Source organism: Algibacter sp. AS12, from assembly GCF_046736315.1.
Classification (GTDB): domain Bacteria; phylum Bacteroidota; class Bacteroidia; order Flavobacteriales; family Flavobacteriaceae; genus Algibacter_B; species Algibacter_B amylolyticus.
In genome coordinates this window covers 3,180,551-3,197,953 of the sequence record NZ_CP151841.1, presented here as the reverse complement: position 1 = coordinate 3,197,953, position 17,403 = coordinate 3,180,551, and the positions used below count along the sequence as shown (strand labels likewise).

The 17,403-nt window shown below is 33.4% G+C and carries 11 protein-coding genes and 2 tRNA genes; 4 read left to right on the top strand and 9 right to left on the bottom strand.

Going from position 1 to position 17,403, the window contains the following annotated elements; genetic code table 11:
* Positions 1-298: 298 nt before the first annotated feature.
* The 4 genes from AAFN75_RS13455 to AAFN75_RS13440 all read right to left on the bottom strand — a co-directional run bounded on the left by AAFN75_RS13455 (position 299) and on the right by AAFN75_RS13440 (position 4,159).
* Positions 299-1,558 carry a site-specific integrase gene (locus AAFN75_RS13455; RefSeq protein ID WP_411806810.1) on the bottom strand — a complete coding sequence of 420 codons (1,260 nt, stop codon included), beginning with the start codon at positions 1,556-1,558 and terminating at the stop codon, positions 299-301.
* 250 nt (positions 1,559-1,808) lie between these two features.
* Positions 1,809-1,883 (bottom strand) — tRNA-Pro (locus AAFN75_RS13450).
* 33 nt (positions 1,884-1,916) lie between these two features.
* Positions 1,917-2,004, bottom strand: a tRNA-Ser gene (locus AAFN75_RS13445).
* A 100-nt stretch (positions 2,005-2,104) separates the two neighbouring features.
* Positions 2,105-4,159, bottom strand: a complete 2,055-nt coding sequence (locus AAFN75_RS13440) for an HD family phosphohydrolase (RefSeq protein ID WP_411806809.1) — start codon at positions 4,157-4,159, stop codon at positions 2,105-2,107.
* 368 nt (positions 4,160-4,527) lie between these two features.
* On the opposite strand from AAFN75_RS13440, the gene AAFN75_RS13435 reads away from it, so the two are divergent.
* Entirely contained in the window at positions 4,528-5,706 is a 1,179-nt protein-coding gene (locus AAFN75_RS13435) for an acetyl-CoA C-acyltransferase (RefSeq protein ID WP_411806808.1), read from the top strand.
* Between the two features lie 92 nt (positions 5,707-5,798).
* The gene (locus tag AAFN75_RS13430; RefSeq protein ID WP_411806807.1) at positions 5,799-6,548 is read left to right on the top strand and encodes an NlpC/P60 family protein; all 750 of its coding nucleotides are present in this window, start codon (positions 5,799-5,801) and stop codon (positions 6,546-6,548) included.
* Positions 6,549-6,601: 53 nt separating this feature from the next.
* Here the strand turns inward: AAFN75_RS13430 and AAFN75_RS13425 are convergent, their stop codons facing one another.
* Together AAFN75_RS13425 and gyrA are read right to left on the bottom strand one after the other, a co-directional pair.
* A complete protein-coding gene (locus AAFN75_RS13425) occupies positions 6,602-7,852 on the bottom strand; it encodes a tetratricopeptide repeat protein (protein WP_411806806.1) in 1,251 nt (416 codons plus the stop codon).
* A 17-nt stretch (positions 7,853-7,869) separates the two neighbouring features.
* Positions 7,870-10,434, bottom strand: coding sequence for a DNA gyrase subunit A (gene gyrA, locus AAFN75_RS13420; RefSeq protein WP_411806804.1), 2,565 nt, complete (start codon positions 10,432-10,434; stop codon positions 7,870-7,872).
* A 422-nt stretch (positions 10,435-10,856) separates the two neighbouring features.
* Here gyrA and AAFN75_RS13415 point away from each other — a divergent pair, with 422 nt between their 5' ends.
* On the top strand, positions 10,857-13,403 hold the full coding sequence (locus AAFN75_RS13415) for an ATP-dependent Clp protease ATP-binding subunit (protein ID WP_411806802.1): 2,547 nt from the start codon (positions 10,857-10,859) through the stop codon (positions 13,401-13,403).
* A gap of 154 nt (positions 13,404-13,557) precedes the next feature.
* Here the strand turns inward: AAFN75_RS13415 and AAFN75_RS13410 are convergent, their stop codons facing one another.
* The 3 genes from AAFN75_RS13410 to AAFN75_RS13400 all read right to left on the bottom strand — a co-directional run bounded on the left by AAFN75_RS13410 (position 13,558) and on the right by AAFN75_RS13400 (position 16,703).
* A complete protein-coding gene (locus tag AAFN75_RS13410) occupies positions 13,558-14,451 on the bottom strand; it encodes a YihY/virulence factor BrkB family protein (RefSeq protein ID WP_411806801.1) in 894 nt (297 codons plus the stop codon).
* 10 nt (positions 14,452-14,461) lie between these two features.
* The gene (locus AAFN75_RS13405) at positions 14,462-15,817 is read right to left on the bottom strand and encodes an MFS transporter (RefSeq protein WP_411806799.1); all 1,356 of its coding nucleotides are present in this window, start codon (positions 15,815-15,817) and stop codon (positions 14,462-14,464) included.
* A gap of 67 nt (positions 15,818-15,884) precedes the next feature.
* Positions 15,885-16,703, bottom strand: a complete 819-nt coding sequence (locus AAFN75_RS13400) for a M48 family metallopeptidase (RefSeq protein WP_411806798.1) — start codon at positions 16,701-16,703, stop codon at positions 15,885-15,887.
* Positions 16,704-16,867: 164 nt separating this feature from the next.
* Here AAFN75_RS13400 and msrB point away from each other — a divergent pair, with 164 nt between their 5' ends.
* Positions 16,868-17,350, top strand: a complete 483-nt coding sequence (gene msrB / locus AAFN75_RS13395) for a peptide-methionine (R)-S-oxide reductase MsrB (RefSeq protein WP_411806797.1) — start codon at positions 16,868-16,870, stop codon at positions 17,348-17,350.
* The last annotated feature ends 53 nt before the right edge of the window (positions 17,351-17,403 follow it).

The window sequence follows — 17,403 nt, the reverse complement described above, 5'->3', positions numbered from 1 at the left end:
AAACACTATTGATATATCAAAGTTTGTTAAATCGAGACCAATTCGGTAACCTTTAAAAACAGCACCTTTTATAGGCCTTATAAACACTAGAAAGTTAAATATATGGTCGTTGTTTCCGAAACTCCCATATCTTGCGGCACCAGCCCCTAAGTCTAGCGTGACTAACAATTCCTCCACATATCAATAAAATTATAAGTTAAGCGAACTTGAGCCTAAAATACACATTTCTCATTTTAGGTTTATGTTCAAGACTTTTTTAATGAAACGCTTTTACCAAAATGTATTAGAAAAATAAGGTCTATAAACTTTGACACACCTTCTCTGAATCGTTTTTTGCCTTCAAAAACTGTTCTCTTAATTTTTTCATATCATCACTCACTTTTCGCTCAATAACCTTGGCATAAATTTGAGTAGTTGATATTCTAGAATGTCCTAATAATTTTGAGACTGTTTCTATAGGCATACCATTACTTAATGTTACCGTGGTAGCAAAGGTGTGTCTAGCAATATGGAATGTTAAATTCTTTTTGATACCACATAAATCAGCTATCTCCTTTAGGTAGGCATTCAATTTTTGGTTTGAGATTTTTGGAAACAAACTTTCTTGAATCTTTGACTTATTTTTTCTTTTATACTTTTCTATGATTTCCAATGCCTGTGGCAATAACGGGATTCTTATAAACTTGGTTGTTTTCTCTCGTTTATAGTAAATCCATAATTCGCCGTCAATTCCTATACTAATATTACCTTCCGTTAAATTAATGACATCTATATAACTTAAACTTGTATAGCAACTGAACACGAACAGGTCTTTGACCAATTGCAACCGCTCAATTGCAAATTGCTTCTCTTCTACTGCTCTCAATTCTTGCAAACTCAAAAAGCCTCGCTCTGTTTTTATAAATTGAGCTTTGAAATTTATAAAGGGGTCTTTGTCAATCCATTCCAGCTTAAATGCTAAATTTATCAATTTTCTGAAACGCTCTATATGTTTCATCACCGTATTATTACCCATAGGTTTTTGGTGGTCCTTAGGAGTATGTCCTTTTAAATATTTTTCAAACTTAATTATGAAGTTGTAGTCAAGTTCTTTCAAATAGATGTCAGTGGTCTTATACGTTTCTAATAGAAATTTTGACACATACTTTTGGGTGGTATAGTAATTTTTTTGAGTGCCCCATTTTAATTTATCCTGCATATCTTCATTATGATACTTAATAATATCAATAACGGAGTGATTTTGCTCATCTTCTCCTAAATACCTTGCTTTTATAACCTGGGATGTTATAAGCTTATGTTCTAGCTTTAATTCTTGATAGCATTTAAAAATACTACTGTTTACTACTTCTAAATAGGTGTTAAGTATTCTGGCGTTCTGGTTAGTGCCTCTAGATCTTCCCTTGTGGGCATCCCAATCGGTTACGGAAACTTTTCGTTTTAAACTGATTGTTGCACGTTTGCCATTTACTGTAATCCTTACATAAACGGAAGCTTGGTTTGCTTTTGCTCTGGAAAAATCTGCCCAGAATAAAATACTGAAAGTTGCTGTTGTTCTCATGATTTCGTCTTTTTGTTAATACTTATTTAGTACCAGACGAAAGTCAAATCACTTTAAAGATACATTTATTCTATCAACTAATCATTGAATTTTAACAATTCGGTCAACACTTTTACTAAAATCAATTTGTTATCCGATTTGTTGACTTTTTTAACTGCATTATTTACATTCATATGACACCCTTAAAAACACAAAAACCTGTAAATCATAAGATTAACAGGTTTTTGATAAAGATTGATATACTATTTTGTCGGGGTGGCAGGATTCGAACCTGCGACCTCCGCGTCCCAAACGCGGCGCGATAACCGGGCTACGCTACACCCCGAATTGGTTATCTAAATTTCAATAAAGAAACTTGCGGAGAGACGGGGATTCGAACCCCGGGTACCCTTTTGGGGTACGACGATTTAGCAAACCGTTCCTTTCGGCCACTCAGGCACCTCTCCAGTAATTTATTAAATGAACTACGCATTTGTTTTTAAATGCGGATGCAAATTTAGTTTTTATCTTAAAGAACGCAAACATTTTTCAAGTTTTTTTTACTTTTTATTCAGGATATTCAATTCTTAAATGATAAATGTTTGCAAGCTTGTGCTTTAGCACTTTTTTTATCGATTGAATTTCTTTAAAAGTTATGTTCGCATTTAAAAATTGACCTTCTTCAATCTGTTTATTTATAATTTTTTCTACAAAGGCTTCAATTTTGGTTGAGGTTGGCTCCTTCAAGCTTTTAGATGCCGCTTCAATACTATCGCACATCATTAATATAGCCGTTTCTTTACTAAATGGTTTAGGTCCAGGATAGCTAAAATCTAATTTATCGATTTCCATATCTGGATAATCCTTTTTTTCTTGCATATAAAAGTAATATACAACACTAGTACCATGATGCGTTCTTATAAAATCAATAACTCTATCTGGTAAATTATTTTTTCTCGCGATTTCTATACCATCAATAACATGATCGGTAATTATTTTAGCACTTTCTTTTGAAGATAACTCATCGTGCGGATTGATACCTGTAGATTGATTTTCGGTGTAATACGTAGGGTTTTTCATTTTACCAATATCATGATACAGTGCTCCTACCCTAACTAACATCGCATTCGCTCCAATTTCATTAGCCGACGATTCTGCTAAATTAGCTACGTTTAATGAATGATGAAATGTGCCTGGTGCTTTATTTGAAAGCTCTTTAAGTAATTTACTATTGGTATCAGAAAGTTCTAGAAGTGACACATCTGAAACTAACCCAAAAAGCTTTTCATAAGCGTATATTAAAGGCTGTACAAACAAGGTCGCTAGTCCACATAAAATAAACCATATAAATGTTTCCCACTTTAAGGTTTCAACACTTCCTTCGTGAATTACAAAAAAAGCAAAATAAGCTATAATGTAAATAAGTGTTATCTGCCCTACCGAAATAAACAAATTAGCCCGTTTATAAAGCTCAGATACCGTTAAAATAGTTACAATTCCTGCTATAATTTGCAAAAACAAATACTCGTAACTATTGGGCACTATAAACCCTAATAAAAGTACTGTTAATACATGTGCAAATAAACCAAGGCGAGCATCAAAAAAGGCTTTAAACACTAATGGTAAAATACATATTGGAACAATATATATATATTTAGAATCGTATTTAACCACCAAAGTGGTAATAAAAACCATTAAAAGAATATTGAAAAATATAAAGGTAACTTTGGTGTTATTCTCAAAAACGGCTATTCTATATTTTCTTAAAAAAAGAAGTAACATTAATAGTGCTAAAGCCACAAGTAGCGTATAAGCGAACAAAACCCAATTATAATTAGATTCGTTCCAAACCTGAGACTCGTATTCTGACTGTAACGATTTTAAAATTTGATATTTATCGCCTTCAATAACTTCACCCTTAGAAATAATTAAAGTTTCTTTGGCAACACTTCCTCTTGTATGCGATATTCGGCTTAATTCATCATTAATAGCCTTATCCGTAAAGGTTTTATTATAGGTAATATTAGGTTCAATTAAATCGAAACAAAACGCTAAAAACTGAGTTTTAAAACTAGACAAATTACTTTTTGCTAATACGCTTTCTATAACACGGGTTACGTCGTTTTGCTTAACAAGATTAGAATAGAAACCATCTTGTTTTTTTTCTCTTCCATCCAATATAACAATGGATCTATCCTTATCAAAATCGTAGTTTTCACTTAAAACGCCATAAGCATACAATTCTGAAACCACTTGCTTACCTGCATCAAACAATTTAATTGAAATACTCCTAGATAAAGAATCGGGAAATGAAGCTGCAAACTGCTCGTTATAAGAATCATTAACCTTTTTCTGTACAGTATTATCTAAATCGAAATACAGCGTTGCATGCTCTGTAATACTGTTTTTTTCTGAAGCAATTTCAGCATCTGTTTTTTTAATTGCAAAATCAAACGGTGCTTGTAAACTTTCAGATTGCCAAGGTTTGCCTTTTTCAAAACTATATTTAAACTTCCCGCTTTTAGGAAACAAATAGACAATTAAAAATGTGGTACATATAAACAACAAGACTTTATATATTAAAGCATGGTTTTTATATAGTTTATTTATTAAGTCTTTCATGTATTTGTATTCAATCCTTCTAAATGAATGGTGCGCAATTTAGCATCAACTAGTTAAATAGCTGCCCTAAATCATTCAGCTAGATATCATTAAATTCGTCTAAAAATCAAATGTAATAAATTTATTGCCTTATAATGGGTTTTACACGCAAGTCCTCTTAACATTTTTTACTCCTTAACCAAAATATTCAATTAGTTAAACTTTTTAAATTTTACCTAAATATAAACTTTAAAAAACGCTAAAAATATGAGGTTAAACGGCTACTTTTAAGAGAAACAAAAAGCAAGGTGATTAGTTCTATTCTAATCTTTCAAATTTCTACCAAAAAATCGTTATTTTCGCAAGTACTACACTAAAACCTTAAATTGATGAATAAAGAAGTCGTAATTGTTTCTGCAGCAAGAACTCCTATTGGAAGTTTTATGGGTGCTTTATCAACTATACCAGCTCCTAAGTTAGGAGCCATTGCTATTAAAGGCGCTTTAGAAAAAATAAATTTAAGTCCAGAACTAGTTGACGAAGTTCTAATGGGTAACGTGGTACAGGCTGGAACTGGTCAAGCCCCAGCAAGACAAGCCGCTATTTTTGCTGGTATACCAAATACGGTGCCTTGTACAACAATAAACAAAGTGTGTGCTTCGGGTATGAAAACCGTAATGCAGGCCGCACAAGCTATAGCATTAGGCGACGCAAATATTGTGGTTGCTGGTGGTATGGAAAACATGAGTCTTATACCACACTATTTATACGCCAGAAACGCGACAAAATTTGGACCTACTACCTTGGTAGATGGTATGCAGAAAGATGGATTAGTTGATGTTTACGATCAAAATGCAATGGGTGTTTGTGCCGATGCATGTGCCACCAAATATGAGTTTTCTAGAGAAGATCAAGATGCGTACGCTATACAATCCTATAGCAGATCGGCAGCGGCTTGGGATAACGGTAAATTTAATAATGAAATAGTACCTGTTGAAGTTCCTCAACGTCGTGGAGAACCCATAATAGTAGTTAAAGATGAAGAATACAGCAACGTAAGAATGGATAAAATTCCGCAATTACGACCAGCTTTTTCTAAGGATGGTACAGTAACTGCTGCAAACGCTTCGACGATAAATGATGGTGCAGGCGCCATGGTTTTAATGAGTAAGGAAAAAGCACAAGAATTAGGGCTAAAAATTTTAGCAACCATAAAAAGTTATGCTGATGCTGCTCACGAACCAAAGTGGTTTACAACAGCGCCATCTAAGGCTTTACCTAAAGCTTTAAGCAAAGCAGGAATTTCTTTAAATGATGTTGACTTTTTTGAATTTAACGAAGCTTTTTCTGTTGTAGGTTTAGCTAATATTAAAATATTAGGCCTTACAGATAAAAATGTAAATGTTAATGGTGGTGCGGTTTCATTAGGCCATCCACTTGGATGTTCTGGAGTTAGAATTTTAATTACTCTATTGAATGTTTTAGAACAAAATAACGCAAAAATTGGTGCTGCAGCTATTTGTAATGGTGGTGGTGGTGCTTCTGCTGTAATTATTGAACGTCCTTAACAAATAAAATGACAAACGGTCAAAACAGTATTTACCCCAATGAACCACAGAGCTATTTTTCTTTTTAGATATTTTATAACACTATTTTTTTAATGCAATACGGTATTTGTAATTTAAGCATTGTTCCGCTTCGAAATGAACCAGCAGATGCTAGTGAATTAATTTCGCAAGTTATATATGGCGACTTTTTTAAAATTTTAGAACAACGTAAGCAATGGACTAAAATTAGACTAGCTTTTGATAAATATGAAGGTTGGGTGGACAATAAACAGTATGCCGAAATTACGGAAGAACAATATAAAGACCTACATAACAAAAACCCAATATTATCAACCGATTTAGTTGAGTTTATTGAAGATAAAAACAATCAGCTATTCCCCATAACCATTGGCTCTAGTTTAAACGGACTATCCTTAGTAAATCATAATTACGAAGGCAACTCCATTAATCAAAAACTAGATAAATCTAATATTATCCAAACGGCATTTACTTATTTAAATGCGCCGTATTTGTGGGGTGGAAAAACACCTTTTGGTATTGATTGCTCTGGATTTACACAAATGGTTTACAAGCTTAATGGTTATAAATTATTGCGTGATGCCTCGCAACAAGCAACTCAAGGAGAAGCTTTGAGTTTTATAGAAGAAAGCGAACCAGGTGATTTAGCCTTTTTTGATAACAACGAAGGTATTATAACGCACGTTGGTATTATCATGGAGGACAACTACATTATACACGCCCACGGTAAAGTTAGAATTGACCGCTTAGACCATTCTGGTATTTATAATGTTGACAAAAAAATGCACACACATAAACTCCGCGTTATAAAAAAGATAATATAAAAAAAGCCGCTAAATAGCGGCTTTCTTATATAAATTTATGAAAACAGATTGCCTTATTGACCAGACATTGCTGCAATTTTATCGCTCATTTCATTTGCTTTGGCTGTTTCACCTAAAGCTAAATAAATGTTTTTTAACTGCGTATAAATATCAGATTTAGTATCTGGATTCTTACTTATAAAATCAAGTAGAATATCAGCTCCGTTTTGAAATAACTGATTCTTTTCAACTTTAAATTTTTCGTATTTAGCGTCATCAGCTTTACTCATACCAAGTTTCCCCATAGCTTCAATTACCACGTTTCCTTTTTCAATATAATAATTTGAAAGGTTTAATGCAGCATCAGAATAACTAGGCTCTAAACTTAATACTTTCTCAAAAGATTTTTTAGCAGCTTCTGTATCACCTTTATTCATATTAACAACACCAACATTATAATGTAATGATGCGTTATCGGGTTGCTTAACTAAAGCTTGTTCTATAAGATCTTTAAATTTATCTTCATCCTTTAACTGTAAATAAATATTAGCTTCGTTAATAATTAAATCTACATTGTCTGGATTTTGTGCTCTAGCGTCTTTAATTGCTGTTAGCGCTTTTTCGTTATCTCCATTAGAAATATAAATAAGTGCTATATTTTTAACAATCTCAGGCTTTTTCGATTCCGTTGTGCGCTCACCTGGCTTGATAAAAGTTCCAGATTTTACGTATAAATCTCGAGTTTCTTTGGTTAAGATTTCTTCTTCACCAGTCTCCTTATTTGTAGCAAAATATTCTTTTGAAACTCCAGTGTAGCCTAAATCTTTAAGCTCTTCATAAAGACTTAAAGCTCTATCGTATTCCTTTTCGTTTACAGCAGTTGCCGCCGCATAGTAAAGAAACATAGTATCTTGAGTTTTTACTCTGTACGCTTTTTCAAAATACTTTGAAGCCTTAGAATAATCCTGGCCTTCATAAGCTTTATTACCAGTAGTAATTAAGTTGTTAGAAATGGTTTGCTTCATCTCTTTAATTTCAGAGCCATAAGCACCTTCTACCTTCTCTAAATTTTCAAGAGCCGCACTAATATCATTAATGCTTCCTTTTCCGTTAGCGTATAAAGCTTGCCCTTTTAGGAAGTATAACTTAGCTTTCAATTTATCGTCCATACCAGACAATAAGCCTTCCGCTTGAGTAATAGCTGCTTTAGCTTCAGCGAAATTGTTACTTTTAATAGCTTTCTCTGCAAGTTTCAATTCTTTTTTCTGTGCAAATGTAAATGCACTTATTGAAAATGCTAAAGCGATGATTAATTGTTTTTTCATTTTAAATAATATTAAATTTAAGATTCCGTGTTATTATCTTCTATATCAGTATCAAGAGTTGTGCCATCATCAGAAGCTTCAATGTTTTCGCTATCTTCAGCGATTATTACATTTCCATCTTCGTCTAATTCAACTTCATCTTCATCATGCATCACTTTTGCAACAGCGGCTATTGAGTCTTTACCTTTAAGGTTAATTAATTTAACACCTTGAGTAGCACGTCCCATAACTCTTAAATCTTTTACAGCCATTCTAATAGCTATACCAGATTTATTGATAATCATTAAATCATCGTCGTCTGTCACATTTTTAATAGACACTAAGTTACCTGTTTTTTCTGTAATAGAAATGGTTTTTACACCTTTTCCACCACGATTGGTAATTCTGTAGTCCTCTAAGCTAGAACGCTTACCATAACCGTTCTCTGATACAACAAGTACGTTACTCGCCATATCATCGACAGCAATCATACCAATAACTTCGTCTGTTTTTTCATCTTGTAAACGAATACCTCTTACTCCTGAAGCACCACGTCCCATAGGTCGAGTTTTAGCCTCTTCGAAACGAATAGCTTTACCAGATTTTAATGCTAACATAACTTGACTTTCTCCTGTAGTTAATTTAGCTTCTAATAAAACATCGTCATCTTTAATAGTAATGGCGTTAATTCCGTTTGTTCTAGGACGAGAATACTGCTCTAATGAGGTCTTTTTAACTTGACCTTTTTTAGTTGCCATAATTACATAATGACTGTTAATATACTCCTCATCTTTTAAATCTTGAGTACAAATAAATGCCATTACCTTATCGTCTTGCTCAATATTTATAAGGTTTTGAATAGCTCTACCTTTAGATGTTTTACTACCTTCTGGTATTTCGTAAACCCGCATCCAAAAACATTTTCCTTTTTGAGTAAAGAATAACATGTATTGGTGATTTGTACCAACAAATAAATGCTCTAGGAAATCTTCATTTCTTGTGGTAGATGCTTTTTGCCCTACACCACCTCTATTTTGAGTTTTATATTCATTTAAAGATGTACGTTTAATATAACCTGCATGAGAAATAGTGATTACCACTTTTTCGTTAGGAATCATATCTTCAATACTTAAATCTCCACCAGCGTATTCAATTACAGAACGACGCTCATCACCATACTTTTCTCTAACTACTTCTAACTCTTCTTTTATGATGTTCATTCTACGATCTTTTTTCTCTAAGATGTCCTTAAGATCGATAATAGTCTTCATAATTTCTTCGTACTCTCCACGTAACTTATCTTGCTCTAAACCAGTAAGCTGACGCAATCTCATCTCTACAATTGCTTTAGCTTGAATTTCAGAGAGTTTAAAACGTTCAATTAAGTTAGCTCTTGCTTCATCTGCATTCGATGATGCTCTAATTATTTTAATAACTTCATCAATATTATCTGAAGCAATAATTAAACCTTCCAAGATATGAGCTCTCTCCTCTGCTTTACGCAATTCATAAGTAGTACGTCTTACTACTACCTCATGTCTGTGTTCTACAAAATAATGAATTAATTCTTTTAAGTTTAACATCTGCGGACGCCCGTTAACTAATGCAATGTTATTCACACTAAATGAGGACTGTAACGCTGTATATTTGAATAACTTATTCAATACGATATTCGGGATAGCATCACGTTTTAAAACGTAAACAATTCGCATTCCGTTTCTATCAGATTCATCTCGAATAAGCGAAATACCTTCTAGCTTTTTATCGTTAACTAAGTCGGCAGTTTTCTTAATCATATCCGCCTTATTCACTTGGTATGGAATCTCGTCAACAATAATACATTCACGACCGTTTACCTCTTCAATATTGGTTTTAGCACGCATTACAATACGACCTCTACCTGTATGAAAAGCTTCCTTTACACCATCGTAGCCATAAATTGTTCCTCCTGTTGGAAAATCTGGCGCTTTTATATGTGTAATTAGTTCATCAATTTCAATATCATTATTTTCAATGTATGCTATTGTACCATTAACAACTTCGGTTAAATTGTGAGGTGGCATATTTGTAGCCATACCTACTGCAATACCAGAAGCTCCGTTAACCAATAATCCTGGAATACGAGTTGGTAAAACTGTTGGTTCCTGTAAGGTATCATCAAAATTTAATTTATGATCTACAGTTTCCTTATCAATATCTGCCAACATGTCCTCAGAAATTTTACGCATACGCGCTTCTGTATAACGCATTGCTGCGGGACTATCACCATCAATTGATCCAAAGTTACCTTGACCATCTACAAGCATATAACGCAAACTCCATTCTTGAGCCATACGCACCATAGCATCGTATACTGATGTATCACCGTGTGGGTGATACTTACCTAAAACTTCTCCAACTATTCTTGCGGACTTTTTATGTGCTGTATTAGCTCTAACTCCCAGTTCGTGCATACCGTAAAGTACACGTCTATGAACCGGTTTTAAACCATCTCTTACATCTGGTAAAGCACGTGACACAATGACTGACATTGAATAATCAATGTAAGCCGATTTCATCTCATCCTCAATATTAATAGGGATCAATTTTTCTCCTTCTGCCATATATAAATTAATTTAGTTTTATGTAAATTTCTTAACACGCTAATATAAGAATTCCAACAGTCACAGTACGACTATGAGCACTCCTTTTTCATGTAATTTATTAACAATTTACACGACTTAATTCGTTAATAAGTATGAGCATTAAAATTTTGATTTAATAAAGTTTTTTTCGTCAATTAGCGCTAAGTACTCAAAACATTTAGTTTTTCGGCTTTTTCACTTATTCTTTTTCCTTTTTTTAGTGCTAAAGCTTAATCCAAAGCACAGGATATTATTGTTTTTTTCTGCTTTGGCATAACATAATTTTAAGACTTAAAATCTTGTTAAAACCTAAATGTTTTTAGTATTAACACATTTTTAGGTATAGTTTTTGACTTTAGTTAAAATGTTTTACTATTTTTAAAGCAGAAAGGACACGATTTATGGATGATAATTTTTCCCCAAGAGTAAAAAATGTAATTGCGTACAGCAAAGAAGAAGCATTGCGTTTAGGTCATGATTTTATTGGCACCGAACACCTTATGCTTGGTCTTTTGCGCGATGGCGACGGAAAAGCAATAAATATTTTAAATGCTTTAGATATAGATTTAAATCATTTAAGACGAAAAGTTGAAATATTAAGTCCTGCGAACCCTAATATCATAATAGCTTCTAATCAAAAAAAGAATCTACATCTTACAAGGCAAGCAGAACGAGCGCTAAAAACTACGTTTTTAGAAGCTAAATTATTTCAAAGCACCTCTATTAATACGGCGCATTTATTACTTTGTATTTTAAGAAACGAAAACGACCCCACTACCAAGCTTTTAAACAAGCTAAAAGTAGATTACGATAATGTTAAAGAACAATTTAAACTTATGATTACAAACGACAACGACTATATAGAGCCTAAGTCTGAATTTCAAGATGACGACAATGCACCAGAAGAAGAATCTACCAAGGATAACATTTTTAATGCTCCAACAGGTAAGACGAATAAAAAGTCAAAAACTCCTGTTTTAGATAATTTTGGACGTGATTTAACAGCGATGGCTGAAGAAGGCAAACTTGACCCTGTTGTAGGTAGAGAAAAGGAAATACAACGTGTGTCTCAAGTTTTAAGTAGAAGAAAGAAAAATAACCCACTTTTAATTGGTGAACCGGGAGTTGGTAAATCTGCCATAGCAGAAGGTTTAGCACTTAGAATTGTTAAGCGTAAAGTATCGCGTATATTATTTAATAAACGTGTTGTAACTCTAGATTTGGCAAGTTTAGTTGCTGGAACAAAATACAGAGGACAATTTGAAGAGCGCATGAAAGCCGTAATGAACGAGCTTGAAAAAAATGATGATGTTATTTTGTTTATTGACGAAATACACACCATTGTTGGTGCTGGAGGAGCCACTGGGAGTTTAGATGCTTCAAACATGTTTAAGCCAGCTTTAGCAAGAGGCGAAATACAATGTATTGGTGCTACAACTTTAGATGAGTACAGACAATATATCGAGAAAGATGGTGCTTTAGAGCGTCGTTTCCAAAAGGTTATTGTAGAACCAACTACGGTTGAAGAAACTATCGAGATTCTTAACAACATTAAAGGCAAATACGAAGAACATCATAATGTAGATTATACACCTGAAGCTATTGAAGCTTGTGTAAAATTAACAAATAGGTATATGACTGAACGCTTTTTACCAGACAAAGCTATTGATGCTTTAGATGAAGCGGGGTCGCGCGTACACATAACAAACATTGAAGTTCCTAAGCAAATTATTGAGTTTGAAAAACAACTTGAAGATATCAAGGAATTAAAAAATGCTGTTGTTAGAAAACAAAAATACGAAGAGGCGGCAAAACTTAGAGATGATGAAAAACGCATTGAAAAAGATTTAGCAATCGCTCAAGAAAAATGGGAAGAAGACACCAAACAGCATAGAGAAGTTGTTACAGAAGACAATGTAGCCGATGTAGTTTCTATGATGACAGGTGTACCTGTTAACAGAATTGCGCAAACCGAAATTAACAAATTAGCAGAACTACCTAACCTTATAAAAGGAAAAGTAATTGGTCAAGATGATGCGGTTGCCAAGGTCGTTAAGGCTATTCAACGTAACAGAGCTGGACTTAAAGACCCTAACAAGCCAATTGGTTCGTTTATATTTTTAGGACAAACAGGCGTTGGAAAAACCCAATTAGCAAAAGTACTATCTCGCGAATTATTTGATAGTGAAGATTCTCTAGTTAGAATTGACATGAGTGAATACATGGAAAAATTCGCTATTTCTAGATTAATTGGAGCACCTCCAGGATACGTAGGCTATGAAGAAGGCGGACAATTAACTGAGAAAGTTAGAAGAAAACCTTACGCGGTTATTCTTTTAGATGAAATAGAAAAAGCACACCCAGATGTATTTAACATGTTGCTTCAAGTGCTTGACGATGGCTATTTAACAGATAGTTTAGGCAGAAAAATTGATTTTAGAAACACTATCATCATTATGACGTCTAACATTGGTGCTCGTAAATTAAAAGACTTTGGTACCGGAATTGGTTTTGGTACAGCGTCTCAAAAAGCACAAGAAGACGCCAATGCTAGAAGCGTAATTGAAAATGCCCTTAAAAAATCGTTTGCACCAGAATTCTTAAATAGAATTGACGATGTTGTTGTATTTAATGCTTTAGAAAAAGAAGATATTAATAAAATTATTGATATTGAACTTGAAAAATTATTATTCAGAATTAAAGGATTGGGCTACCTACTAACCCTTACTGAAGCCGCTAAAGATTACATAGCAGAAAAAGGTTTCGATAAGCAATATGGCGCTAGACCGCTTAAAAGAGCGATTCAAAAATATGTTGAAGATGCGTTAGCTGAAGAAATTGTAGCATCAAATCTACAAGATGGCGATAATATTAAGATTGATTTAAACAACGATTCTGACGAACTTGTAATATCAATTGAAAAAGCTGAAAAACCAGCTGAATCATAATATTAAAAACAAACATTAAAAAAGCTCGAATGGATAAATCCGGGCTTTTTTTATACTTTATAAATAGAATTAATATTCGTAAAAACTATAATCTTATAATTATATATTGAACCGAGAAGCCCTAAAAGCCGCTATGTAGCAAATCTATTTAATGTTAAGGAATAATTTGCTCTGGCTCTTCTTGTAAATACTTTTCTGAATAAATTTTAGTAAAATGAGCCCCGTAAAACAAAATTAAACTAGAATACGACACCCACAACATAATCAAAATAATTGCTCCCGCTGCCCCATAAGTAGACCCAGGTTCCATTTCGCTAAAATACAGAGCTAAAAGATATTTCCCTAAAACGAACAAAACTGATGTTAATGCTGCTCCAATACGAACAGCTCGCCAAGGTATTCTAGCATTCGGAAGTATTTTAAACATAGTTGCAAAAAGCACGTAAATCATGATTAAGGACAGAATCACATCCAGATAATAAACATAGTCAACAAAATCTAGAGATATATAATGTTTTAAATTTTCACCAAAAGCACTTAAAGTAGACGTTAGTACAAAACTAATTAAAAGCAAAAAGCCAATAACAAGAATAAAACCAAAGCTTTTAATCCTACCAAAAACGGTCTCAATTAATCCATTTTTAAACCTTGGTTTCGCTTTCCATATTTTATCTAAAACATTCTGAATTTGAAAAAACACACCCGTGGAACCATAAATTAAAGTTCCAACCCCAATTAAAGTAGTAAAAATAGATGTTGACGTTTCTCCTCTATCAACCATCATAAGCCTTATTGATTCAGCAGTCTGAGCTCCTAATGCTTTGGAAATTTGAGACAATAATTCTCCTTGAACTATCTCCTTACCCCAAATAGCACCTACTAGATTTACTATAATTACCATTAATGCGGGTAAAGATAAAATGGCGTAATATGCTACCACAGCACTTCTCTCAAAAGGACCACTATTAAACCAAGATTTACTTGCCCTAACTATAAGCTTTGGCAAATCAAAAATTTTAAATTTATTTTTTACTTCTTGGGTTTTCATTTTAAAATGTTTATTTAAAACGCTCGTTAGGTACTCTAAAAAGTAAAATAATGCCAGCTAAAAAGAAAACGAATAGAAACAAAATCCCGTTTCGCATGCTTCCTGTTATTTGATCTATAAATGCAAAAATCACCATACCTATCACAATCCCTATTTTTTCGGCAACATCATAAAAACTAAAATATGAAGTGGTATCTTCCGTTTCTGGTAAAAACTTAGAATAGGTTGAACGCGCTAAAGCTTGTATCCCGCCCATTACTAAACCTACCAAGCTAGCAGCAATATAAAACTCCGTTGGCGTATGCATGGTATAAGCATAAAAACACAATCCCATCCATGTAATATTAACTACAATTAGCGTTTTAATATTCCCGAATTTTGATGAAGCAAGAGAAGTTAAAAACGCCCCTAAAATGGCAACAAGCTGTATAATTAAAATACTACCTATTAATCCAAATGTTTTAGCATCATCATCTCCCCATAAAATTTCTTCTTCTCCAAAATAAACAGCTACCAACATAATGGTTTGTACAGCCATACTAAACACGAAAAAGGCATGCAAATAGCGTTTTAATCTTAAATTTTCATTTAAATCTTTCCACACTAAACGCAATTCTTTAAAGCCATTAAATATAATAGCTCCAGTGACTTTATGTCCGCTAGAAGTTCCTTTTGGCAACCAGTAAAAACTATATTGACTAAAACCAAGCCACCATAAGCCAACAAGCACAAATGAATAACGCATACCTACTTGAGCTGCGGATTCAATTATTTCTCCGTTTTCTGAAATTTTATCGGCAATAAAAAAAGAAGATGGGAACATAACCATGGCTAAATTTAAAACAAGCAACAGTACACTACCTAAATATCCTAACGAAAATCCTTTGGCACTAATACTATCTTGTTGCTCTGGAAATGCTATATCTGGCAAATACGAATTATAAAACACTAAGCTTCCCCAATATCCTATTAACCCCATAAAATAAAACAGCAAACTTAAATGAATCTTATCTTGAGTAATATCAAACCAATATAAACCAATGCAACCAATACTACCTACATAACAGAAAAATTTCAAAAAATTCTTTTTATTTCCAACATAATCAGCAATACCAGATAGAATTGGTGAAGTAAAAGCAACAACCAAAAAAGTAAATGCGGTAACAAAAGTTATTAGAGCTGTACTTTTAAACTCGAAACCAAAAGCCAATACCGTTTTAACTTCCGAAGTACTTTTAACAAACAATGCCGAGTAAAAAATAGGAAAAATGGACGAAGCAATTGTTAATGTATACACAGAATTTGCCCAATCGTAAAAGGCCCATGCATTTAATAACTTTTTACTTCCTTTCTCTAAAAATGCCATAATAAAAAAGCTGCCCTTTTATGAGCAGCTTCGAAAATAAGCAAATATTTTATTTATATCATAAATACTAATTTCTAAATGTAGTAACACCAAATTTCTTTGCCTCGGCTTTTGCGTTTGGTGCCCATTTAGTAAGATTAGCAATTCTTGTATCGTTGGATGGGTGCGTACTCATAAACTCTGCAGGCGCTTCTCCTCCGCTATTAGCTTTCATACGTTTCCATAATTCGGCAGCTTCATCTGGGTTATAACCTGCAATAGCCATTAAATAAATTCCGATTTGATCAGATTCTGTTTCATGACTTCTACTAAAAGGTAACATAACACCTAATTGCGATCCAATACCATAATATTGATTAAAAGCATTTCTTGCATTCTCATCTTTAATTGCAATATTTCCCGCAACAGCAATACCTTGTTGTAAATACCCAGCACTCATTCGTTGTTGTCCGTGGTTAGCTAAAGCGTGAGCTACCTCATGCCCCATAATAGCCGCTACACCAGCTTCATTTTCTGCTATTGGTAATATTCCAGTATAAAACACAATTTTACCACCTGGCATACACCATGCATTTACAGTAGCATCGTCTACTAAATTATACTCCCATTTATAATCATTTAAATACCCTTCATTACCATTTGCATTCAACCAACGTTCAGCAGCAACTGCTATACGTTGCCCTACTCTTGTAATCATTTCGGAATCTTTAGTTCCAGTAATTACATTGTTTTCATTCAAAAATTGACCATATTGAGCAAAAGCAGTTGGAAATAACTGAGAGTTAGGCACTAATGCCATAGTTTTCTTTCCTGTAAAGGGATTCGTAGCACAAGAATATACTAAAGCCGATAAGGCTATTAAGTAAAGGGTGTATTTCATTTTCATAATTCGATGGTTTAATTTCAAGTCTTAAAAATACATAAAAAATGCATGGTTATTTTAATTGGACACTTAAATTATAATTTTGTCACATATTAAAAAAACGTAAATTTAATTCTGTTATGTTTTGAAAAATATTTCGACTTAAACATTATAAAAAAATTGAATATATGAACAAGTTAATAATTGCTTTTGCCTTAGTTTTATTTTTTAATTGCAACTCTGCAGCACAAAAAAAAACAAATACCACAGAAGAGACTTATAAAATAACCAAAACAGAAACTGAGTGGAAAGCGCAATTAAGCGCTAAAGAATTTCATGTATTACGACAAGCAAGAACGGAACGTGCTTTTTCAAGTCCGTTAAACAAAAACGAAGTTGATGGTGTTTATGTTTGTAAAGGATGCGACACACCTTTATTTAAGAGTGCCGATAAATTTGATTCTGGTACAGGTTGGCCAAGTTTTGATAGAGAAATAAAAGGTAATGTTAGTTTTTCTACAGATTACGATTTGGGTTATGCCAGAACCGAAGAGCATTGTGCCACATGTGGCGGTCATTTAGGACATGTTTTTAATGATGGACCAAAGCGCACCACAGGTATGCGTCATTGTATAAATGGCGTGTCGCTAAAGTTTATTCCTAATAACTAAAAGGAAATAAATTGCTATCTAATTTTCAAAAAATTATTGAAGTGTATTAAAAG